Origin of the sequence: Bradyrhizobium neotropicale, from assembly GCF_001641695.1 — a bacterium.
Lineage (GTDB): Bacteria > Pseudomonadota > Alphaproteobacteria > Rhizobiales > Xanthobacteraceae > Bradyrhizobium > Bradyrhizobium neotropicale.
The window spans coordinates 7,360-28,152 of the sequence record NZ_LSEF01000088.1 but is presented as its reverse complement, the minus strand read 5'-3'; the positions used below and the strand labels follow the sequence as shown (position 1 = coordinate 28,152).

Below are 20,793 nucleotides of genomic sequence, written 5' to 3'. Positions count from 1 at the left end.
GTCGTCTCCGGCACCACGCTCGCAACACTCGATCCCACCGCGCTGGCGCAGACCGATCGCACGCTGATGGATTTCACCGGCGGGGTGTCCTCGCTGGTGCAGGGCCGCCTGAACGGCACTGGCGCAGCCGGCAGCAACATGATGGCGATGGCCTATGCGCCGGAGACGGCGCAAGCCGGTCCCTTTACCAAGGCACCACGTAGCCTCTGGACCGATCCGGCGCCGATCACGGTCTGGGCCAACAGCTTTGGCGGCCAGCGTATCCAGGACGAGACCGCCGCGACCCTGCGCGCGACTTCCACGGCCTGGGCCGGGGCGATCGGCATCGACCGCAAGGTGCAGCCGAACTGGCTGGTCGGCGCCTTCCTCGGCGGCGGGCAGGGCGGCCTCTCGGTCGATCTCAACTCGCAATCGGTCGACACCAACTACGTGTTTGCCGGGGCCTATGGTCGCTTCGAATGGGTCTCGCAGTTCTTCGACTTCACGATCCAGGGCGGCAACGCCGACAACAAGTCGCGCCGCCTGGTGCTCAACAACGCCGCGGTGGGCGGCATGGAGACCGCGACCGCCAACTACAGTGGCTGGTACGTCAGCCCGGAGATCGCCTATGGCTACAAGCTCGAAATCGGCAACGGCTATCTGCTCACGCCGACCGCGCGGCTGCGCTACGTCGCGGGCCGGTTCGACGGCTACAGCGAGACCGGCTCGGCGCAGGGGCTCTCGGTCGGCGGCCGCACGCTGCAGGACTTTGAAGAGCGCGGCGAGGTCGATCTCTCGCGGGTGACGAGCCTTGGCGGCGGCGAGCTCAAGGCCAACATCCATGGGGGCGTGATCGCGCTCCAGCGCGTCGGCGACACCACCATCAACGCGGTGCTGATTGGGCAGAACCTGGCCTTCGTGACGCCGGGCAGCCGCAGCGCCGTCGGTGCGGTGGCCGGCTTCGGCTTCGACTACCGCACCAGCCGGAACGTGTCGGTGTTCGGAGCGGTTGAGGGCATGATGATGTCCGACCAGAGCCGCACCGGCACCGCCAAGGGCGGGGTACGCGTCGCGTTCTGAGCCGGCACCAGCCCTGGCGGTTCAAACGCGACGTCCGCCGGCCGGGCCCCATCCGCCCGGCCGGCGGCATCCTCCGATCGGAGGATGCCGCATGCTGTGGTTGTGCTATGCTACCGCAGTTCGTTTCATTGCATCCAGCCGATCTCGTCGCGCTCGCGGCGGGATTCTCCATTCTACCTGTCAACTGATCCGTAAATCACTGTCGGAGTTGAACCTTTTGCTCCTGTGTTAGACTCACAGAAGCCGCCGGGCATGAAGAACATTTCGCCATCTCAATGTTTGACCATTGGCTCTTTCGATGCCCCGACCTCCAAAACATTCCGAATTGATCGAGAGAATATATGACGCTGGCCTCCACCCCGAGCTATGGAGCGAGGTCGTCGTCTCGCTCAATGCATTCATCGGCAGCCAGGCCTGCGGCTTGATCTCAAAGGACCCGGTCAGCAAGTCCGGCGCGACGCACTACTATTGCGGGGTCGATCCTCACTACATTCAGCTCTATGCCGAAACCTACGCCCGGTACGATCCGCTCGCCAGGCTCCCGAGATACGGTGAGGTACGCAACATCCCCGATCTCGTGAATTTCGACGAGTATCGCCGTGGACGTTTTTATCAGGAATGGTTGCGTCCCCAGGGCTGTGTCGATGTGGCGAACGTGGTGCTGGAGCGGTCGAAGTCGCCTTGTCCGATGTTGCTGACCGTTATCCCCGGCAAGGAAATGCTTGACGCGGAGAAGCGGGCACGGATGCAGCTTCTGGTTCCGCATGCGAGCCGGGCGCTGTTAATCAATCAGGCCGTCGAGCGGAAGCAGCAGCGGGCGATCGCGCTTGCTGAAGTCGTGGACAGGCTGAATGCCGGCGTGATCTTGCTTGATGCAGCCTGCCATATCGTTCACAGCAATCCGGCCGCCGAGACGATCCTGGCCGCCGATGATTTCCTGCGGTCAGTCAGCGGGCGGCTCGTCGCAAGATCCTCCGAGGCGAATCTGGCCCTGCGCGATATCTTCCGTGACGCGGGAGAGGTGTCCGTGGCGGCGGCTGCCGGCCGGAAAATTCCGCTGATGTCGCATGACGGTTCCTACCACGTCGCACATGTCATCGCGCTGCCGTCGCTGCTGCGCGATGGTGCAGCGGAGCGAACCTCAGCGGTCGGAGCGTTGTTCATCTGGAAGGCAGAGCTCGATGCCCGCTCCTGTGCTGGCCTCATTGACCGTGCGTTCGAGTTGACCTCTTCGGAGCTGCGGGTTCTGCAATCGATCGTTGAGGTCGGCGGCGTGCCGGAAACAGCGGCCGCGCTCGGCATCGCAGAGACCACCGTGAAGACGCATCTGCATCGTGTGTTCGCCAAGACGGGCGTTTCTCGTCAGGCCGATCTCGTCAAGCTCGTGGCGGGATTTTCCAACCCGCTCGTTCACTGACGCGCTTTCGCGGCACAGGCTGGTCGATGCGACTCGCCAATTGGTTCAAGCAGAAGCATCATTAGAAAGTTATCGCGCGTCATTCGATTGGATGACGCGAATTGCGGCGTTCTCCCCTAAGAGTCCGTACACACGAGTTCTTGTGCAGTCGTTTCGAGACCTGTGTGAAGCGATTCACAGCCAGCGCGGGTCAACGCCTTCAATCTCTCACGCCAGTTGAAAGGAGATTGTCATGCGAACACCGTCGAATGTTCTTCGCAAGCTGCGCAGAATCGTCGGTCGCGCAATCGCGGCGTTGCACCAGCAGCGATCGATCGAGGCAGGACGCATGCTGCGGAGATACCGCCATCTGCTCGAGCCGCCGCATGACGCATCGCTTTTGATTGAAATCATTCCGGTCTGCCATGAAGAGGAAATTTCAGGAAATGCCCACGGATTTGATGCGCGTGAGCGCGCGGACAAGCGCCAGACCTTCGAGCGCGCGTAACGCCAATATCGTCGCAATGGTGCTGACAGCGGCGCTCGTCATTCTGCAGCTGGTGGGTCTGGCGATGCTGGAGCGCTCTCACGCACAGCCGACGTCTCCATCGTCGGCGAATCTGCACAATGCGCCGATCTGCACCGAGAGCGCCGACGTCCCGGTGCCGCAGACGTACTACGACTGAGCGGAGGACGTAATCGTGCCCGATTTTTCCACCAACATTCTGCTCAGCATTGCCGTGTTCGCCGGAGCGTTCGTCTCCGGGCTCTCGGGTTTCGCGTTCTCGGCCGTGGCGGGCGCGATCCTGCTGCGCGTGTTCCAGCCGCTCGAAGCGGTGCCGCTGATGATGGCATGCAGCATCGGCGTGCAGGCCACCAATCTGTGGGCGCTCCGCCGCAACATCCGCTGGGAGGGCAGCCTGCTGCTGATCGTCGGCGGTCTGATCGGCGTTCCCATCGCGGTCTCGCTGCTGCAGACGACGGATACGCATCTGCTCAGGCGCGGTTTTGGCATCGTGGTCGCGCTTTATGCAGCCTACATGCTGCTGCGGCCGACGCTGGTGACGGCCGGTGAAGCCGTCGGCCGGCACTGGGTCGCGCTGATCGGGTTCGGAGGCGGGCTGGTCGGTGGGCTGACGGCCATGCCCGGGGCCATCCCGACGATCTGGTGCGATATGCGCGGCATGCCAAAGAGCGAGCAGCGCGGTCTGGTCCAGCCGTTCATCGCTGCGATGCAGCTCTTCGCGATCGTCCTGCTGGTCGGACACCAGGATCTGTCGTCGAAGGTGTTCGTCGACCTCGCGATCAGTCTGCCTGCGCTCTTTGCCGGCTCGGCGCTTGGCGTGATCGCCTTTCACCGGGTCAACGAGACGGTCTTTCGCAAGACCGTGCTCGTTTTATTGTTGGTATCCGGGATATCGCTGATCTAGTGGCCGAGCCCCTGGACCGGCGCCGCGCTGGTGTCGCTGGTGTGATGCACCAGCGGCTTCATGCCGGTGACGGTGCGGAGCAGCACATAGAACACGGGCGTCAGGAACAGGCCAAATACGGTGACGCCGATCATGCCGGAGAACACCGCCACGCCCATGGCGCGGCGCATCTCGGAACCGGCGCCGGTCGAGAGCACCAGCGGCAAGACGCCCATGATGAACGCCATCGACGTCATCAGGATCGGACGCAGCCGCAGCCGGCTCGCCTCGATCGCGGCCCGGATCGGCGAGCGTCCCGCGAATTCGAGCTCGCGCGCGAATTCGACGATCAGGATCGCGTTCTTGGCCGAAAGGCCAACGAGCACAATCAGACCGATCTGGGTGAAGACGTTGTTGTCGCCCTTGGAGATCCAGACGCCGAACATGGCGGCCAGCAATCCCATCGGCACGATCATGATGATCGAGAGCGGCAGCGTCAGGCTCTCATAGAGCGCGGCGAGCACGAGGAACACGAGCAGGATCGCCAGCGGAAACACCCAGATGCCGGAATTGCCGGCGATGAACTCCTGATAGGTCAGGTCGGTCCATTCGAAGGCAAAGCCGGGCGGCAGCACTTCCGCCGCGATCCGCGTTGCCGCTTCCTGTGCCTGGCCGGAGGAATAGCCGGGCGCCGCGGCGGCGTTGATGTCGGACGACAGGAAGCCGTTGTAGCGGATCGCACGCTCCGGCCCCGCGCTCTGGCGAATCTTCAGCAGCGCTGACAGCGGCACCATGTCGCCGGAGGACGAGCGCACCTTCAATTGCCTGATGTCGTCGGCACGCGCGCGGAACGGTGCATCGGCCTGGACATAGACCGAGTAGGTGCGGCCGAATTTGTTGAAGTCGTTGACGTAGTAGGAGCCGAGATAGATCTGCAGCGTGTTGAACACCTCTGTCACAGGGACGCCAAGCTGCAGCGCCTTGGTGCGGTCGATGTCGGCGAAGAGCTGGGGAACGTTGACCTGGAAGCTCGAGAACACGCCGGCGATCTCCGGTGCCTTCTGCATCGCCGCCATGAACGCCTTGGTCGCATCGTTCAGCGCCTCATAGCCGAGACCGGCCCGGTCCTCGATCTGGAGCTTGAAGCCGCCGATGGTGCCGAGGCCGTTGACCGGCGGCGGCGGGAACATGGCGATGAAGGCTTCCTGGATGCCGGCATATTTCTTGTTCAACTCGGCGGCGATCGCCGGGCCACTCAGCGAAGGATCCTTGCGCTCATCGAACGGCTTCAGCGTCGAGAACACGATGCCGGCATTGGAGGAGTTGGTGAAGCCGGAGATCGACAGGCCTGGGAATGCGACCGAGCTCTCGACGCCGGGCTGGGTCAGCGCGATGTCGCTCATCTTGCGGATCACCTCTTCGGTGCGATCGAGCGTCGCGCCGTCGGGCAGGCGCGCGAAGCCGACGAGATACTGCTTGTCCTGACCGGGCACGAAGCCGCTCGGCACCTGCTGGAACAGCAGAGCGGTCAGGCCGACCAGGACGACATAGAGGCCCATGACCGCGGCCTTGCCGAAGATCACCTTGGTCACGGTGCCGCTGTAGTTCTCCGACGAGCGCGTGAAGGCGCGGTTGAAGCCGCGGAAGAACCAGCCAAGGGCCTTTTCGAGGACGAGCGTCAGCCGGTCCTTCGGCTCGTTGTGCCCCTTGAGCAGTAATGCCGAGAGTGCCGGCGAGAGCGTCAGCGAGTTGACGGCGGAGATCACGGTCGAGATCGCGATCGTCAGCGCGAACTGCTTGTAGAACTGGCCGGTGAGGCCGGAGATGAAGGCGAGCGGCACGAACACCGCGATCAGCACCAGCGCGATCGCGATGATCGGACCGGAGACCTCGCGCATCGCCTGATAGGTGGCGTCGCGCGGCGACAGCCCGGCCTCGATGTTGCGCTCGACGTTCTCGACCACGACAATGGCGTCGTCGACGACGATGCCGATCGCGAGCACCAGGCCGAACAGGCTGAGCGCGTTGATGGAGAAGCCGAAGACATGCATCACGGCGAAGGTGCCGACGATCGATACAGGCACCGCCAGCAGCGGAATGATCGAGGCGCGCCAGGTCTGCAGGAACAGGATCACGACCAGAACCACCAGCGCGATCGCTTCGAGCAGCGTATGGATCACCGCCTCGATCGACGAGCGCACGAACTGGGTGGGGTCGTAGACGATCTGGTAGGTCACGCCTTCCGGCATGTTCTTCTTGATCTCGGCCATGGTGGCGCGGACGTGGTCGGAGATCTGCAGCGCGTTGGAGCCCGGCGCCTGGAAGATCGGGATCGCCACTGCCTGCTTGTTGTCGAGCAACGAGCGCAGGCCGTATTCGGAGGCGCCAAGCTCGATGCGGGCGACGTCGCGCAGCCGCACGACTTCGCCCTTCGAGCCGGTCTTGACCACGATGTCACCGAACTGGTCTTCGTTCGCGAGCCGGCCCTCGGCATTGACCGACAGTTGCAGGTCGATGCCCTTGACGTTCGGGGAGGACCCGACCACGCCGGTGGCGGCCTCGACGTTCTGCGCCTGGATCGCCTTGACGATGTCGCTGGCGGTGAGGCCGTGTTCGGCCGCCTTCTGCGGATCGACCCAGACCCGCATCGAATAGTCGCCGGCGCCGTAGAGCTGGACGTCGCCGACGCCGTCGATCCGCGCCAGCCGGTCCTTGACGTTGAGCACCGCGTAGTTGCGCAAGTAAGTCATGTCGTAGCGGCCGTTCGGCGAGAGCAGGTGCACGACCATGGTGAGGTCGGGCGACGACTTCTTGGTGATGATGCCGAGCTGGCGCACCACCGCCGGCAGGCGGGGCTCGGCCTGCTGCACGCGGTTCTGCACGAGCTGCGTCGCCTTGTCGGGATCGGTGCCGAGGCGGAAGGTCACCGTCAGCGTCATCGCGCCGTCGGTGGTCGCCTGGCTCGACATGTACAGCATGTTCTCGACGCCGTTGATCTGCTCCTCGATCGGCGTCGCCACCGTCTCGGCAATCACCTTGGGATTGGCGCCGGGATAGGTCGCGCGCACCACGACGGAGGGCGGCACGACGTCCGGGTATTCCGAGATCGGCATCGCGAACAACGAGATCAGGCCCGCAAGGAAAATCAGGACCGAGAGCACACCGGCGAAGATCGGACGGTCGATGAAAAATTTCGAGAGATTCATGGCTTTGCCCCTGCGCGAGAGACAGCTCTCCCATCATCCCGGGACGCCGGCTGAGCCCGCGAACCCGGAATCCGGAAGTCATGTCTTCGGAGTTCAGTAACTTCGAGATTCCCAGGTGCGCGGTGCGCACCATAGCTCGCGCCGCGCGCGGCCCGGAATGATGTAGCTAGCGTTGCAGGACGTCCTGGTTGCTGTGGTTGGAGGCCTGCTGCGATCCGCGCGCGCCCATCGTGGCCACCTCCGTCTTGAGGAGGGCGCCTGGTCGAACGCGCTGCAGGCCGTTGACGACGATGCGCTCGCCGGACTTCAGGCCCGAGGTGACGATGCGCAGGCCATCGACCGAGCCGCCGAGCGTGATCGGCCGGTAGACGGCTCGGCTGTCGTCAGAGACCGCCATCACGAACTTCTTGTCCTGGTCGGTGCCGATCGCCCGCTCGTCGATCATCACCAGCGTCTGCTGCTTCGGCTGGCCCATGCGCACGCGGGCGAACTGGCCGGGGATGAGGCGGCCGTCGTCGTTGCGGAACACCGCGCGGACGCGGATGGTGCCGCTCTGGCCGTTGACCTGATTGTCGATGAGCTGGATGTGGCCCTTTGCCGAGAGCCCGCCGGAGGTCGTCATCTCGACCGGGATCTGGTCGAGATTGCCGCGCTTGCCGGAGGCATCGGCGATCGAGCTGAGCGCGCGCAGCACCACTTCCTCGTCAGCATCGAAGGAGGCGTAGATCGGGTTGACCGAGACCAGGGAGGTCAGGACCGGGGAGGCGGTGCCGGCGGCGACGAGATTGCCGACGGTGACTTCGATCTTGCCGACGCGACCGTCGACCGGCGCGCGCACCTCGGTGTAGTCGAGATTGAGCTTTGCGGTCGTAAGCGTCGCTTCAGCCGCCTTCACGTTGGCGATGGCTTCGTGGTTGGCGTTCTCGCGCTGGTCGAAATCGCGCCGCGTGACCACGGCGTTGCCGACGAGCTGGGCGCCGCGCTCGACCTCGCTGGTGGTGAAGACCACGCGCGCCTTGGCGGCTTCGAGCTGGGCTGCTGCCTTATCGACCTCTGCCGCATAGGGCGCCGGATCGATCTTGAACAGGACGTCGCCGGCCTTCACCAGCGCGCCCTCGGTGAAGTTGGTCGCGAGGATCGCGCCGGCCACGCGCGGGCGGAGCTCGACGCGGTTGATGGCCTCTAACCGTCCGGAGAAATCGTCCCACAGCACGGTTTGCCGTGGCTCGATCAGGGCGACTGTGACGGATACGGCTTGCTCGGCCGTGGCGGCCGCTGAGGTCGCCTGTGCTGCATGAAAATAGCGGCCGGTTGCGATCGAACCGGCCGTCGCCAGGGCGCCGACAACGGCGATGCCGCCAAGAAGGCGTCTTAAATGGGCGGTACGGGTGTTGGGGGACGGGGGCATTTGCGCGCTCCAGATTTGTAGTGTTCGCTACAGATGTGGAGCTGGACGCCGCAGTGCAAGATACTTATGTACCATTCACTACGAAAATCGTAGCCGCCGAGTGCGAAAGTTGGAAGACGCAAGAAAAAATAAAGCTAGAACAAATAGATAGGATTTGGCGTTGAGCCTCAGGTAGAACGCGAATTCCGAGGAGATAGGCACATGGCCATGGGACGCCCCCGTGGATTCGACGCAGATGCAGCGTTGGACCAGGCGATGGAAGTGTTTTGGCGCCATGGCTATGAGGGCGCCACGATCGCCCAGCTCACCGAGGCCATGGGCATCAACCCTCCGAGCCTTTATGCCTGCTTCGGCAACAAGGAAGGGCTGCTGAAGGCCGCGCTCGACCGCTACACCAAGCTGCGCGGTGCCTGGATGGAAGAGGTGGTGGCCGCCCCGACCGCCCGCGAGGTCGCCGAGCGCATGCTGATGGGCATCGCCGAGAAGCAGACCGATCCCGCCAATCCGCCCGGCTGCCTGCTCGTGCAAGGCGGCATCGCCTGCGGCACCGGCTCCGAGAATGTCCCGTTCGAGCTCGCCGCCCGCCGCGCCCAGAACGAAGACCAACTCCGCGATCGCTTCATCCGCGCCAAGGCCGAAGGCGATCTCAAGGAGACGTCAGACCCCGCAGCGCTCGCACGCTACGTCTCGGCCGTCGCCGTCGGCATGGGCGTGATGGCGTCCTCAGGCGCCGACCGCGAGGCGCTGCGGCAAGTCGCGAGCGTCGCCGTGCAAGCGGTCGAGGCGCAGTCGGGGCGAGAGTAGGTCGCTATCAGCGGGCGCAGGAAAAACGTGACGCTCCGATGCAGGCATCGGAGGGTCCGCAGTGTGATAAGAGCTGAGCAAAGACCCCAGGAGATCCCTCAGGAAGCTTCGCTGAGGACTGGCGAAGCGGATTCTTCGGCCTTGAGCTCCTCGAGGCTGCGATGTCGAGGCTCGATGCCGAGTGCCCAGACCGTGATGATCTGCAGCACCAGCAAGCCGATCATCAGCGCCATGACGCCTGCCACGCCGCGCGACTCGAACAGCGACACAACGAGGAACGGTGTGACGATCGTGGCGCCGCGCCCCAGCGTATTCACGATGCCGGAAGCGCGCAGGCGGACCTCGGTCGGAAACAGCTCGGGAATGTAGACGCCGAACAGGATGGCGACCAGCACGTAGATCGGCACGGTCAACGCGAACCCCACGGCCGGCAGCAGGATCGGATCCGAGATCATCGGGTAGAGGATTCCGAGCATCACTGAGATCATGGACGCGCCAATGATGGTCGGCTTTCGGCCCCAGCGGTCGGCGGTCAACGCGCCGATGGCCGAGCCGATCGGCGCACCGAGTGCCATCAGCAGCGAATAGCCGAACGATGTCGCAATCGAAAGCCCTTGCTTGACGAAGAACACGGGCAGCCAGGTCACGAAGCCGTAGAGCAGGGTGTTGATCGTGATCAGGCAGATGGCACCGACGATCATCCGCGACAGCAGAGGAGCGGTGAACAACGTGCCGAGATCGGGGGAGACCGGGACCGGTGTTGTGACCGCGGGAGCGGGCAGGGGCCGACCCTGGGCCGCCTCCTTCTCGATGGCTTGCATCAGCGCTTCTGCTTCGGCGGTGCGTCCCACGGCTTCCAGCCATCGCGGCGATTCCGGTAGCGACTTGCGCATGTACCACACGACGAGCGCGCCGATGCCGCCGAGTACGAACATGGAGCGCCAGCCAAATTGCGGCACGAGCACCGATGCGACCAGCAGCGCCACGGGCAGGCCCGTCACGACGCACACGGCCGTGAAGCCGAGCCATTTGCCGCGCGTGCGGGCAGGCACGAATTCAGTCATCGTCGAATAGCCGACGACGTTCTCCGCGCCGAGCCCGACGCCCATCACGAAACGGCAGGCGATGAGGAAGGCCATGTTCGGAGCGAACGCCGCAGCAAGGGAGGCGATGCCGAAAAGGAGCAAATTGAATTGATACGTAAATCGGCGCCCGTAGCGGTCGCCGAGGAAACCGGTGCCGAACGATCCCAGCATCATGCCGACAAAAGTCGCCGAGATGAAAGCCGCGTTCTGAGCGAGCGTCGAAAAGCCCGTTTTCAGCGTCACACTGAGCACGGTCCCGGCGATGTAGATGTCGAACCCGTCAAAAAACATTCCGATGCCGATCAGCAGCATGATGCGGCGATGGAATGGCCCGATCGGAAGCCGATCAAGACGACTGCCTGCGTTCACCGATGTCGACATATACGCTCTCCCTTGCCCGTTATCCTCGTTGATGCGGCCCCGCCTTCTGTGGGCGGTAGGCCGCTTGCTGTTCTGCTGGCCTGCAAGTCTGCTAGTTCAGCCGCCGCTGACTGGCCGTGTCGCGATACCAGTCGAACGGCTGTTCATGGGTCGCGACCATCACGCTCTTGGTGTTGAAGTGGTCGTCGAAGCTCTCGCTGCCACATTCGCGGCCGATGCCGGAGTCGTCGACGCCGCCCCAGGGTGAGGCCGGATCGAGCCGGTGGTGGTCGTTGATCCAGACGATGCCGGCCTTGACGGCGGCGGCCACACGATGAGCTCGGGCGACATCGCGGGTACGAATTGCTGCGGCGAGGCCGAAGGGCGAGTCGTTGGCAAGTCGCAGCGCATCTGCCTCGTCCTTGAACGGCGTCACCGAGGTGAACGGCCCGAACACTTCCTCCTGGAAGATGCGCATGTCGGATTTGACGTCGGCGAAGACGGTCGGCTCGACGAAATAGCCGTTGTCATGGCCCGGTACCTTCGCGGCAACACCCCCGGTGACGAGACGCGCGCCGTCTTCGTGACCGTAGCGGGAATAGGTGAGCACACGGTCGCGTTGCCGGGCCGAGATGACCGGCCCCAATTGCGTGCTCGGATCGAAGGGATCGCCGATGCGGATGGTGCGGGTCTTCGCCTTCAGCTTCTCGACGAATTCGTCATAGATCGTGGCCTGAACGATATGGCGCGAGGCGCAGACGCAGGTTTGTCCAGCGCCGATGAAGGCGCCGAACGCGGCATAGTTGACGGCGCGGTCGACGTCGAAATCGTCGAACACCATCACCGGCGTCTTGCCGCCGAGCTCCATGGTTTGATGCGCAAACACCTTCGCGGCCGCGCTGCCGGCGATGCGACCTGCCTCGGTGCCGCCGGTCAAGACCAGCTTGTCGATGTCGCCATGCTCGGCCAGCATCTTGCCGGCGTTCTGGCCTAGCCCCAGCACGATATTGAAGACGCCGGGCGGCAGGCCGGCTTCGGTGAAGATCTTCGCGAGCTTCAACGTCGTCAACGGCGTGTATTCCGACGGTTTGACCACGGTGACGCATCCGGTCGCCAGCACCACGGCGAGCGACTTGCACAGGATCATGAGAGGGTGATTGAACGGCGTGCAGTTGGCGACGATGCCGATGGGGGTGCGGAGCGTGTAGTTCAGATACGCGCCCTCGACGGGGATCACGGAGTCGCGGCGCGCGAGCGCGAGGCCGGCAAAGTAGCGGAAGAAATCGGGCAGGCGGGAGAGCTGCGCGCGGGTCTCGTTGACCGGGCGGCCGTTGTTGAGGGTTTCCAGCCGGTACAGGCTGTCGAGGTTGGCCTCGAAGGCATCGGCCAGCCTGTTGATCAGCTTGGCACGCGTGCGCGTGTCCATGCCGCCCCATGCCTTGCCTTCGAACGCCGCACGCGCGCTCTTCATCGCGCGGTCGATGTCTTCGGCGGTCGAGTTGGGAATTCGGGCGATGACGTCGCCGGTGGCGGGATTGCGGATGTCCAGCAATGCGCCGTTCCCGGCTTCGACTTCACGCCCATCAATGAAGTTGCCGTGGATTTCGACGTCGATGGACGCGGGTTTCGACGGAATGTTCATGATGACCTCTCTTCAACGATGACGGCGTTACGTTTAAGCGCCGGCAGGACGCGTTTTTCGGTGGCCGCGATGTGGGCCTTGATGATGCGCGTCGCGGTTCGAACCTCGCGCCGCTGCATGGCCTCGATCAGGGCGACGTGCTCGGCGACGAGCTTCGCCGGATCGTGCCCTCTGAGATTGGACACGCTGACGCGGACCAGCCGGTCGGCCTGGCCAATCAGGTCGCACAGCGCCGCCGCCATGCGGCGATTGCCGGACGCATGCGCCAGCGCAGTGTGGAAGCCGCGGTTGTAGGCGATGAAGTCTTCGTGGCTGCCGGAGAAGCGGCGAAATTCGTCGAGCGATTTCAAGACGCTGTCAGGAGCACTCTCGATCGCCTCGGCGACGCAGGCGGGCTCCAGCGCGAGGCGGAAGCGCAGCAGGTCGCGAGCGTCGGAGAGCGAGATCGGGGTGACCCGATAGCCCTGGCGCGGCTGCACCGTCACGAGGTGCTCGCGCTGCAGCCTCAAGAGCGCATCGCGGACCGGCTGCCGGCTCACCGAATAACGCTCGGCCAGATCCTGCTCTCGCATTTCATCGCCCGGCGCGAGGCGACATGCTAAAATATCAGCTCTAAGGAGATCATAGATATTTTCGCGCAAAAGCATGACTCTGGAAGGCCTCCGTGGCTCCAATATTGCTATTGTGAAATATCACGTCAAGTGTCAAATGCTTGAAATCCGGAAGATTTGATTTATCAATCGCCGGTTCAGGGCACGCAGTTGCGCGTGATCCGACCGACGCAGTCTAGGAAAGACCGGACATGGACAGGCTTCTTGCCAACGGGACCGTCAACGCAGCGCAATCGGGCGAGGGGGCGCCGCTTTTCCTCTTTCACTCGCTGTTGTCGGATCGTGCGAGTTTCGATGCGATCGTGCCCGAGCTGGAGAAATCGTTTCGGACCATAGTGCCGGAGCTGCCGGGGTTCGGCCGTTCACATGCGGTGGAAGGCGGACTTGTCGCGGTCGCGGACCGGATGGCAGAGGCCGTGAAAGATGCTGCAGCGGGCGCGCCGACGATCGTGCTCGGCAATGGCTATGGCGGGTTCGTCGCCTTGCAGATGGTCATTCGCCACCCGGAGATCGCCGGCAAGCTCATCCTCGCCGATTGCGGCGCAGCTTTCTCGGAGCCCGGCCGCGAGGCGTTCCGCAACATGGCGAGGGTATCTCGCGAGAAGGGGCTTGAAGCGATCACTGATGTCGCGATGCGGCGCCTGTTCGCGCCCGAGTTTCAGGAGCAGCATCCGGAGTTGATGCGGGGGCGCCGTGAAGCGTTTCTGCGGACGGATCCAAACGTGTTTCGCGCCGCGTGCGACGCGTTGGCAAGCCTGGATCTGCGCCCCGAACTCGCCGGGGTAAAAGTCCCGGTTCTCGTCCTGGTCGGTGAACACGACGAAGCGACACCTCCGCCGATGTCACATGAGTTGGCCGCCGGCTTGCCGCGCGCCGAAATCAAGATCATTCCAGGTTGCGCACACGTGCCGCAGCTTCAGTCGCCGCGACAATTTCTCGGAGCCATGAGGGGATTCTTGCTCTGAGTTTCCAAGCCGGGATCCGAATCCACATCGCCTGCTACTGCTGCAGATGTCCCTCGGAGGAAGCCATCAGCGCCGACGTCACGGCAGTTTCGAAATCTCCTTGCCGGCGCCGTCGACGATGACGGCTCTCGGATTGCCGCCGCGCGCCTGAAGCTGCACATAGGCGAGCCCCTCCGCCGCGGAAAGCGCCATGCCGCTGCCGTCCTCGCTTGAGGCAATCTTCACCACGGGCCGTCCTTGCGACGTGATCATCCGCAGCAGCACCGTCTCGGGATAGGTCGAGCCGTCCGGTTGCGTCGTGGCTGGATGGATCGAGATGCTCGCGCGGATCTTGCCCTGGTCATCCACGATCTGGAGACCGCGGCCGCGAAGGATGCCATCGGGCGCTGCGGAAGGGGCGGCGACAGCACGCTCCCGAGCGGCGAATATGCCGACAATCGTCAGAAGGATGGCGAGGTTGACGAGGGTGATGAGGATCGAGGTGAGCTGAAGCGGCAGCCGGCTTGTCATCGGCGGTTCCTCCTCGATCAGTCGCAGCCGTCGGATGCGGGGGCAACGGTCATCATCTTGTTCGCCACAACGCGCGGAAATTGGGCGAACCTCGATGTTCGAGGAGTAGATGCGTCGCGGCGCACGGCGGCTGCGCCCGGCTGGCCCGTGTCTTACGCGTCAGTAGCGATAATCGCGGCCTCGGCGCTGCAGGCCGTATGCGACGCGCGGGTTCAGGCCGCAGCCGACGTTGGGCCCCGACGCCGATGCCAGGCATTGCGCCCGTGTGCTGTAGCTGCAGTCGCCGGGATAGCCGACGCCCTTGCCCTGGACGCACCAGGGATAATCCTGGGCATGGGCAGGCGCCGATCCGGCGAACGCGCTGAGCGCTAGGATGAAGCAGGCGAGGACTGAAAGTCTTGGCACGGACCACTCCCGTGGTTTGAGCAGATCGCGGAACATCAACCTGGTTCCGTCGGGCGTGTTCCCGCCCGTCCCGCCGCGCGGCCCTATCGCGACAAGCCGCCCCTTCCGAAAAGCAACGGTGGCGATTCACATAGCCTAATGCGCGCGGCTCGCCGGCCCATCAGACTGGACGGGCTGGAAACGGGGGCTGCGATGGCGATGGATCGCATCGAGCAGGCCTTTGTCGCGACCGCGATCACGGGATTTATCGTGATGACGGTGGCGATCGTGTGGATGATGCTGGACTGACCGGCGGGCAGACCAATCTTGCGCATCGCGCTGCCCTATGCCGCGGTGATCCCATGCCTGGCGGTGACCGCCCGGCTCACCTTCGTGCATCTGTTCTGACGGTCAATTTGCCGTGAGTCTCAGGTCTGGCGTCATGTCCGAACGATCACCTTCGCCGCGCGGGATTTCGCGGCTCAACTCGTCGCGCAGACGCAGCCCGCTCACGAGATGGTCGCTGTTGCGCAGCAGCTTCAGCGCCTTGTGAACCAGCTCGCGCGATTGGGTCAGCAGCTGTGCGTCGATCGCGGAATTCGGTGAGTAGATCATCGAGCGTCTCTTCAGATTTCCATTTGCGGGTCGGTGACGGCGCCTCGTCGCGCGTCAGGTCTGCCGATCGCCAATGATCGCAGCCAGGTTCCGGGCCATCGCCACGATATCGATCGGCTTCTCCCAGAGCGGCACGTCCTCAAATTCCGTGCCGATGGTGATCCTGTCATAGCCGGAGGTGAACACGAACGGCACCTCGCGTGTCCTGAGCTCGCGCGCAACCGGGAAGATCATCTCCGAGCGAATGTTCACGTCGAGCACGGCCGCATCCAGGATGCCGCCGTCGTTCAGGATCCCGATCGCGTCCTCGATATGGCCGACGGGCCCGGCAACTTCGGCCCCGAACGCGCGCAGCGTCCTGCCGATGTCATCGGCGAGGAAATATTCGTCCTCGACCACGAGAATCCGGCGACCCGTCAGCACCGCGCGCTGACGATGCAACATGGGCGATACGGACATGGTCCCTCCGCGGGTCCTCCAAACAGACAGGAACATAAGACGGTTAGCCGCCTTGGTTCAAACGACGTAATTGGAGGTGGGTTCCATGAGCAACCGCGACATCATCGTCATCGGGGGCTCGGCCGGAGCAACGCCGCCCCTGAAGCAGATATTGAGCCGTCTGCCTGCGGACCTGCCGGCCGCAATATTCATCGTGTTGCACATACCGGCCCAGGGCATAGGCATCCTCTCGACGGTGGTCAGCGGTGCCGGCAAGCTTCCGGTGCGGCAGGCCGAGAACGGCATGAAGATCGAGCCCGGTCAGATCTATCTGGCGGCGCCGGACCATCATCTGCTGCTGTCCGAGAATCGCGTGTTCCTCGGGCGCGGTCCGCGCGAGAACATGGTACGGCCGGCGATCGATGCGCTGTTTCGCTCGGCCGCGCTGCATCACGGTCCGCGCGTGATCGGCGTGCTCTTGAGCGGTCTGTTGTCCGATGGCGCCGCCGGCCTCAATGCCATCAAGCGCTGCGGCGGAATGACCGTCGTGCAGGACCCGTCGGATGCCATCGCTGACGAGATGCCGCGACGCGCCCTGCAGGCGACAACCATCGATCTCTGCGTTCCCGGCGCCAGCATGGGGGACGTCCTGTCCGAACTCGTCAGGGAGCCGCCGGGAGCGAGGCTGCCGATCCCGCCCGAGATCAAGCTCGAGGTCGAGATCGCGGCCGGCGACCGGATCGGCAGCGACAACCTCCTTTCACTGGCCGATCCCGTTGCGCTGACCTGTCCGGCCTGTGGAGGTGTCTTGTCCGAGATCAAGGAGCCGCGCCCGATGCGCTTTCGCTGCCAGGTCGGTCACGCCTACACGGCAGATGCGCTTGCCAAGGAGCAGGAAGGGCGCGTCGACGAAGCCCTGCGCGTCGCGCTGCGCATCATCGAGGAGCGCGCGGAGCTGGTGCAGCGCATGGCCTCGGACGGCCGTCGCAGCGGCCGGCCTGCCGTCGCCGAGATGTACGAGACGCGGGCCGCCGAATATCGCGAATATGCCGACATGATCCGGCGCGTCGTGCTACACTCGCTTGATCCTCCGGTTCGCAAACAGGAAGCTTGAAGGCTCCCGCCATGGCCCTGTCCCTTGCCGAACGCACCGAGCAACTCAAGGCCGAGCAGCGCCTTCTCATCAAGGCGGACCGGGATATCGAGGAGGGCTGGCAGCGGCTGCGCGACCAGGAGGAGCGGGTGCGTGACCTTCAGGCCGACGGCCACGACATATGCCAGGCGGAACGGCTGGTCGACCTGCTCAAGCAGACCCTGGTCGAGTGGGAGCGCCACCGCACCCTGATCGAGCAACGCGTCATCTATCTTCGTCAGCAGGTTGATCCACCCCTGCCAAAGGGCGGCTAACCGACGGTCTCCTGAATTCCGCACCCAACTCGAACATGTAGTCGAGCTGCCGCTCGACGCTGCAGCGCCAGCGGTAGTTCTCGTCGAGCAGCCGGCGGGCGGTCGCGGTGGCGCCCTCGGCTCGCCGGATCAGCGCCGCGAGCTCTTCCGAGATCTGCATCGCGGGCTCCTGTGGGACCGGGCGAGTATGGACCCTCCGGCCGGGGCTGACAACGCTCGCACCGCCGCATGGAACTGAGCATTACATTTCCCCCACTGACCTGTTGGGATAACATCAGTTTCTGCTATTTGCAGAGAGCGGGCGCGCGTTGCTTCCGCCAGCAGTGAAAGCTACCGGGCCATGAGTGAAGTCGGCGACCAGTCCGTCGAGGGAGAGCGTCAGGTGAAGGCCCCGCTCATCATCGGGGTGGGTGCATCGCCCGGCGCCCTGGATAGCATCGAGCGTTTCTTCGCCAAGCTGACCGTGGCGGCCGACCAGGCCATCGTGCTGGCGCTTCAGCATCATGAAGGCTTCGACGGGGCCCGGTTGCGCGCGGTCGTGCAGGGCTCAAACGGCGGCAAGGTTGCCGACATCGGCGAGGCTCAGGTGATCGAGGGCGGCACGATCTATCTGTGCCCGCCGGCGATGATCACCACCATCCAGGGCGATCGCTTCACGATCCGCAAGGCCGAGCAGGCGCCCGGCGAGCGCGCGACGATCGATAGCTTCCTGGTCTCGCTGGCCGAAGAGCGCGCAGAGCAGTCGATTGGCGTGATCCTGGGTGGCACCGGCGGCGACGGCACGCTGGGCACCGCGACGCTCAAGGACCATGGCGGCCTCGCCATCGCCGAAAGGGTCGTGAGCCACGATGCCGATCATCAGCTCGACGGCAACACGCCGGCGGCGATCGCCGATTACGTGCTGCCGCCGGAGGAGATCCCCGAGCATATCCAGGTCTATGCCCGTCATCTGCGGCGCCTCGAGGAGAAGCAGGGATTCGACGAGGTGCTGGCTGCGGCCGCGACGTCGCTGTCGCGCATCGCCGACATCCTGCGCAACAAGACCGGCAATGATTTCCACGGCTACAAGCAGAACACCTTCCTGCGCCGCGTGCAGCGGCGCATGCAAGTGGTCCAGATCGACGATATTCCCGGCTATGTCGACTTCTTGCGCAACGACAGGGACGAGGCCCAGCATCTCTTCAACGACCTCCTGATCGGCGTCACCGAATTCTTCCGCGACAAGCGCGAATTCGAGGTGCTGGAGAACCAGATCATCCCAAAGATCTTCGAGGGCAGAGGTGCGGGCCAGCAGGTTCGTGTCTGGGTGCTCGGCTGCGCCACCGGCGAAGAGGCCTATTCGATCGGCATTCTCCTGCGCGAGCACATGGCGCGGCTGGATTCCGCGCCGCAGGTGCAGATCTTTGCGACCGACATCGACGGGAGGGCGCTGGCGACGGCACGCGTCGGCCGCTACCGCACCAACATCGAAGCAGACATGACCAGCGAGCGCCTCGCGCGCTGGTTCGTGCGCGAGGGCGACACCTATTGCGTGGTGAAGGAGCTGCGCGAGATGTGCATCTTCTCGCAGCACAACGTCATCAAGGATGCGCCGTTCTCCAAGCTCGACCTCGTCTCCTGCCGCAACCTGCTGATCTATCTCAACGCCGAACTGCAGAACCGGGTAATCCCGCTGTTCCATTTCGCACTGCTGGCGGACCGCTTCCTGTTCCTCGGCAATTCCGAGAACGTGACACGGCATCCCAAGCTGTTCGCCCCGGTCGACCGTCGCGCCCGCATCTTCAAGAAGCTCGAGACCGGGACGCGGCTGCCGCCGGAATTTCCGATCACGACGTCTGCGGGCAGGACACCGGTCGAGGTGCCGCCGGTGCGCTCGTTCGGCCCCGACGTGGGGCTGGAGCGTCGCGCGCAGCGCATCGCGGAGCGCTATGCGCCGGCCTATGTCATTACCGACGACAATTTCCAGATCCTGCATTTCTCCGGGCGTACCGGGCGCTACATCGAGCCGACGGCGGGGACCGCGACGCTCGACCTGCTCCAGCTCGTGCATCGCGATCTCAGGCTCGAATTGCGCACCGCGCTCGGCCGCGCGGCGGAGACCAACGAGCCCGCCCATGCCGAGCAGGTGCAGCTCGGGGTGAACGGCCACCGCGTCCTCGTCGACATCACGGTCGAGCCGATCCGGGAAGGCGCCGGCGGCCACCGCAATTTCGTCGTGCTGTTCAAGGACGGCCCGGTCCGCGTGATCGACTCCGACCAGAACAACCCGAACGCGCTGGTGCGCACCGAGCATGTCGAGCGGCTCGAAAGCGAGCTGCGCGCCACGCGCGAGCGCCTGCAGGCGACCATCGAGGAGCTGGAGAGCACCAACGAGGAGCTGAAATCCTCGAACGAGGAATACCAGTCGCTCAATGAGGAGCTGCAATCCGCCAATGAGGAGCTCGAGACCTCGCGCGAGGAATTGCAGTCGGTCAACGAGGAGCTGACCACCGTCAACGGCGAGCTGGCGCACCGCGTCCAGGAATTGACGCGCGCCACCAGCGACCTCAAGAATTTCCTCGAGAGCACGCAGATCGCGACCGTGTTCCTCGACAACGATTTGCGGGTGATGAATTTCACGCCCGCGATCACACAGGTCCTGCATCTCGTCGAAACCGACGTCGGCCGTCCCGTCGCCCACATCAAGGCGCGCATCCCGATCGAGGAGCTGTATGACGACGTCCGTCGCGTGCTGCGGACGCTCGCGAGCGCCGAGCGCGAGTTGAACGCGCCGGACAGCGGCACGCGCTATATCGTGCGCATCCTGCCTTATCGCAGCATCGACAATTTCATCGCCGGCGTCGTCATCACTTTCATCGACGTCACCGCCATCACCCGCGCCGAGGAGCGGCAGCGCCTGTTGCTCGCCGAGCTTCAGCATCGCGTCCGCAACACGCTCGGCGTGGTCCGCTCGATCGCCCGCCGCACGGCGGATTCGAGTGCCACAGTCGAGGAGTTCGCCTCTCATCTCGACGGCCGCCTCAACGCCTTCGCACGCACCCAGGCGCTGGTGACCCGCGATCCCGAGGGCGGCGTCGATCTCGAATATCTCGTCGTCGAGGAGCTGCTGGCCTACAATGCCAGGGAGGGCGAGCAGGTCCGAGTTTCCGGTCCGAGGGTGCGTTTCCAGCCGAAGGCCGCGGAGACCTTTGCGCTCGCCATCCACGAGCTCGCGACTAATGCGCTGAAATACGGTGCCTTGAGCCAGCCGACCGGGCGGATTGAAATATCCTGGCGGATCGATGAGAGCGCCGATCCGGCCGGGCTCGTGTTCGAATGGCGCGAGCGGGGCGGGCCGCAGGTCGCGCCATCGTCACGAAACGGCTTTGGCACCGAGCTCCTGGAGCGTACGCTGGCGTTCGAGTTCAAGGGGCAGACCACGATGGCGTTCAATGGACCCGGACTGCAATGCACGATCATCATTCCCCTGAGCAAGCGTACTTTCCATACGGCGG

Annotated in this window: 20 protein-coding genes; 10 read left to right on the top strand and 10 right to left on the bottom strand. The window is 64.3% G+C overall.

The window, feature by feature from the left end:
• The 5 genes from AXW67_RS28060 to AXW67_RS28040 all read left to right on the top strand — a co-directional run.
• Positions 1 to 1,059 (top strand): autotransporter outer membrane beta-barrel domain-containing protein (locus tag AXW67_RS28060; protein WP_145927880.1); only part of this gene is annotated, 1,059 nt, incomplete at its 5' end.
• Positions 1,060 to 1,357: 298 nt separating this feature from the next.
• Positions 1,358 to 2,476: a helix-turn-helix transcriptional regulator gene (locus AXW67_RS28055; RefSeq protein WP_063680502.1), complete on the top strand. Its 1,119-nt coding sequence runs from the start codon at positions 1,358 to 1,360 to the stop codon at positions 2,474 to 2,476.
• A 232-nt stretch (positions 2,477 to 2,708) separates the two neighbouring features.
• Positions 2,709 to 2,963, top strand: a complete 255-nt coding sequence (locus AXW67_RS28050) for a hypothetical protein (protein ID WP_027551632.1) — start codon at positions 2,709 to 2,711, stop codon at positions 2,961 to 2,963.
• Positions 2,917 to 3,141, top strand: coding sequence for a hypothetical protein (locus AXW67_RS28045; protein ID WP_245315751.1), 225 nt, complete (start codon positions 2,917 to 2,919; stop codon positions 3,139 to 3,141). The genes AXW67_RS28050 and AXW67_RS28045 overlap by 47 nt, the downstream gene beginning before the upstream one ends.
• A gap of 15 nt (positions 3,142 to 3,156) precedes the next feature.
• Positions 3,157 to 3,885: a sulfite exporter TauE/SafE family protein gene (locus AXW67_RS28040; RefSeq protein ID WP_063680500.1), complete on the top strand. Its 729-nt coding sequence runs from the start codon at positions 3,157 to 3,159 to the stop codon at positions 3,883 to 3,885.
• On the opposite strand, the gene AXW67_RS28035 is transcribed toward AXW67_RS28040, so the two are convergent.
• On the bottom strand, positions 3,882 to 7,070 hold the full coding sequence (locus AXW67_RS28035) for an efflux RND transporter permease subunit (protein ID WP_063680499.1): 3,189 nt from the start codon (positions 7,068 to 7,070) through the stop codon (positions 3,882 to 3,884). The two genes, AXW67_RS28040 and AXW67_RS28035, sit on opposite strands and share 4 nt — an antisense overlap.
• A 166-nt stretch (positions 7,071 to 7,236) precedes the next feature.
• On the bottom strand, positions 7,237 to 8,478 hold the full coding sequence (locus tag AXW67_RS28030) for an efflux RND transporter periplasmic adaptor subunit (RefSeq protein WP_063680498.1): 1,242 nt from the start codon (positions 8,476 to 8,478) through the stop codon (positions 7,237 to 7,239).
• 201 nt (positions 8,479 to 8,679) lie between these two features.
• Here AXW67_RS28030 and AXW67_RS28025 point away from each other — a divergent pair, with 201 nt between their 5' ends.
• Complete coding sequence (locus AXW67_RS28025) at positions 8,680 to 9,282, top strand: TetR/AcrR family transcriptional regulator (protein WP_027551627.1); 603 nt, start codon at positions 8,680 to 8,682, stop codon at positions 9,280 to 9,282.
• Positions 9,283 to 9,380: 98 nt separating this feature from the next.
• Here the strand turns inward: AXW67_RS28025 and AXW67_RS28020 are convergent, their stop codons facing one another.
• From AXW67_RS28020 to AXW67_RS28010, 3 genes are all read right to left on the bottom strand, one after another.
• A complete protein-coding gene (locus tag AXW67_RS28020) occupies positions 9,381 to 10,748 on the bottom strand; it encodes an MFS transporter (protein ID WP_063680497.1) in 1,368 nt (455 codons plus the stop codon).
• Positions 10,749 to 10,839: 91 nt separating this feature from the next.
• Entirely contained in the window at positions 10,840 to 12,369 is a 1,530-nt protein-coding gene (locus AXW67_RS28015; RefSeq protein WP_063680496.1) for an aldehyde dehydrogenase, read from the bottom strand.
• Positions 12,366 to 13,016: a GntR family transcriptional regulator gene (locus tag AXW67_RS28010; protein ID WP_063680495.1), complete on the bottom strand. Its 651-nt coding sequence runs from the start codon at positions 13,014 to 13,016 to the stop codon at positions 12,366 to 12,368. Before AXW67_RS28010 ends, AXW67_RS28015 begins: the two co-directional genes overlap by 4 nt.
• A gap of 155 nt (positions 13,017 to 13,171) precedes the next feature.
• Between AXW67_RS28010 and AXW67_RS28005 the strand changes: the two genes are divergently transcribed.
• Complete coding sequence (locus tag AXW67_RS28005; protein ID WP_063680494.1) at positions 13,172 to 13,945, top strand: alpha/beta fold hydrolase; 774 nt, start codon at positions 13,172 to 13,174, stop codon at positions 13,943 to 13,945.
• A gap of 78 nt (positions 13,946 to 14,023) precedes the next feature.
• Here AXW67_RS28005 and AXW67_RS28000 read toward each other — a convergent pair whose 3' ends face one another.
• The 4 genes from AXW67_RS28000 to AXW67_RS27985 all read right to left on the bottom strand — a co-directional run bounded on the left by AXW67_RS28000 (position 14,024) and on the right by AXW67_RS27985 (position 15,913).
• On the bottom strand, positions 14,024 to 14,455 hold the full coding sequence (locus AXW67_RS28000) for a hypothetical protein (RefSeq protein ID WP_063680493.1): 432 nt from the start codon (positions 14,453 to 14,455) through the stop codon (positions 14,024 to 14,026).
• A gap of 159 nt (positions 14,456 to 14,614) precedes the next feature.
• Entirely contained in the window at positions 14,615 to 14,860 is a 246-nt protein-coding gene (locus AXW67_RS27995) for a DUF3551 domain-containing protein (RefSeq protein ID WP_063680504.1), read from the bottom strand.
• A gap of 390 nt (positions 14,861 to 15,250) precedes the next feature.
• The gene (locus AXW67_RS27990) at positions 15,251 to 15,454 is read right to left on the bottom strand and encodes a hypothetical protein (protein ID WP_063680492.1); all 204 of its coding nucleotides are present in this window, start codon (positions 15,452 to 15,454) and stop codon (positions 15,251 to 15,253) included.
• A 54-nt stretch (positions 15,455 to 15,508) separates the two neighbouring features.
• Positions 15,509 to 15,913, bottom strand: coding sequence for a response regulator (locus tag AXW67_RS27985; RefSeq protein WP_063680491.1), 405 nt, complete (start codon positions 15,911 to 15,913; stop codon positions 15,509 to 15,511).
• A gap of 85 nt (positions 15,914 to 15,998) precedes the next feature.
• Here AXW67_RS27985 and AXW67_RS27980 point away from each other — a divergent pair, with 85 nt between their 5' ends.
• Positions 15,999 to 17,006: a chemotaxis protein CheB gene (locus AXW67_RS27980; protein ID WP_063680490.1), complete on the top strand. Its 1,008-nt coding sequence runs from the start codon at positions 15,999 to 16,001 to the stop codon at positions 17,004 to 17,006.
• 11 nt (positions 17,007 to 17,017) lie between these two features.
• Positions 17,018 to 17,299, top strand: a complete 282-nt coding sequence (locus tag AXW67_RS27975; protein WP_063680489.1) for a hypothetical protein — start codon at positions 17,018 to 17,020, stop codon at positions 17,297 to 17,299.
• Here the strand turns inward: AXW67_RS27975 and AXW67_RS42260 are convergent.
• On the bottom strand, positions 17,250 to 17,459 hold the full coding sequence (locus tag AXW67_RS42260) for a hypothetical protein (RefSeq protein WP_145927918.1): 210 nt from the start codon (positions 17,457 to 17,459) through the stop codon (positions 17,250 to 17,252). The two genes, AXW67_RS27975 and AXW67_RS42260, sit on opposite strands and share 50 nt — an antisense overlap.
• A 180-nt stretch (positions 17,460 to 17,639) precedes the next feature.
• Here AXW67_RS42260 and AXW67_RS27970 point away from each other — a divergent pair.
• Positions 17,640 to 20,793 (top strand): CheR family methyltransferase (locus AXW67_RS27970; protein ID WP_145927920.1); only part of this gene is annotated, 3,154 nt, incomplete at its 3' end.

Bases quoted from the DNA above. Each gene is read 5' to 3' on its own strand.
- AXW67_RS28055 (WP_063680502.1), top strand. From the start codon at position 1,358: ATGCCCCGACCTCCAAAACATTCCGAATTGATCGAGAGAATATATGAC.
- AXW67_RS28050 (WP_027551632.1), top strand. From the start codon at position 2,709: ATGCGAACACCGTCGAATGTTCTTCGCAAGCTGCGCAGAATCGTCGGT.
- AXW67_RS28045 (WP_245315751.1), top strand. From the start codon at position 2,917: ATGCGCGTGAGCGCGCGGACAAGCGCCAGACCTTCGAGCGCGCGTAAC.
- AXW67_RS28035 (WP_063680499.1), bottom strand. From the start codon at position 7,070: ATGAATCTCTCGAAATTTTTCATCGACCGTCCGATCTTCGCCGGTGTG.
- AXW67_RS28030 (WP_063680498.1), bottom strand. From the start codon at position 8,478: ATGCCCCCGTCCCCCAACACCCGTACCGCCCATTTAAGACGCCTTCTT.
- AXW67_RS28025 (WP_027551627.1), top strand. From the start codon at position 8,680: ATGGCCATGGGACGCCCCCGTGGATTCGACGCAGATGCAGCGTTGGAC.
- AXW67_RS28020 (WP_063680497.1), bottom strand. From the start codon at position 10,748: ATGTCGACATCGGTGAACGCAGGCAGTCGTCTTGATCGGCTTCCGATC.
- AXW67_RS28015 (WP_063680496.1), bottom strand. From the start codon at position 12,369: ATGAACATTCCGTCGAAACCCGCGTCCATCGACGTCGAAATCCACGGC.
- AXW67_RS28010 (WP_063680495.1), bottom strand. From the start codon at position 13,016: ATGCTTTTGCGCGAAAATATCTATGATCTCCTTAGAGCTGATATTTTA.
- AXW67_RS28005 (WP_063680494.1), top strand. From the start codon at position 13,172: ATGGACAGGCTTCTTGCCAACGGGACCGTCAACGCAGCGCAATCGGGC.
- AXW67_RS28000 (WP_063680493.1), bottom strand. From the start codon at position 14,455: ATGACAAGCCGGCTGCCGCTTCAGCTCACCTCGATCCTCATCACCCTC.
- AXW67_RS27990 (WP_063680492.1), bottom strand. From the start codon at position 15,454: ATGATCTACTCACCGAATTCCGCGATCGACGCACAGCTGCTGACCCAA.
- AXW67_RS27985 (WP_063680491.1), bottom strand. From the start codon at position 15,913: ATGTCCGTATCGCCCATGTTGCATCGTCAGCGCGCGGTGCTGACGGGT.
- AXW67_RS27980 (WP_063680490.1), top strand. From the start codon at position 15,999: ATGAGCAACCGCGACATCATCGTCATCGGGGGCTCGGCCGGAGCAACG.
- AXW67_RS27975 (WP_063680489.1), top strand. From the start codon at position 17,018: ATGGCCCTGTCCCTTGCCGAACGCACCGAGCAACTCAAGGCCGAGCAG.
- AXW67_RS42260 (WP_145927918.1), bottom strand. From the start codon at position 17,459: ATGCAGATCTCGGAAGAGCTCGCGGCGCTGATCCGGCGAGCCGAGGGC.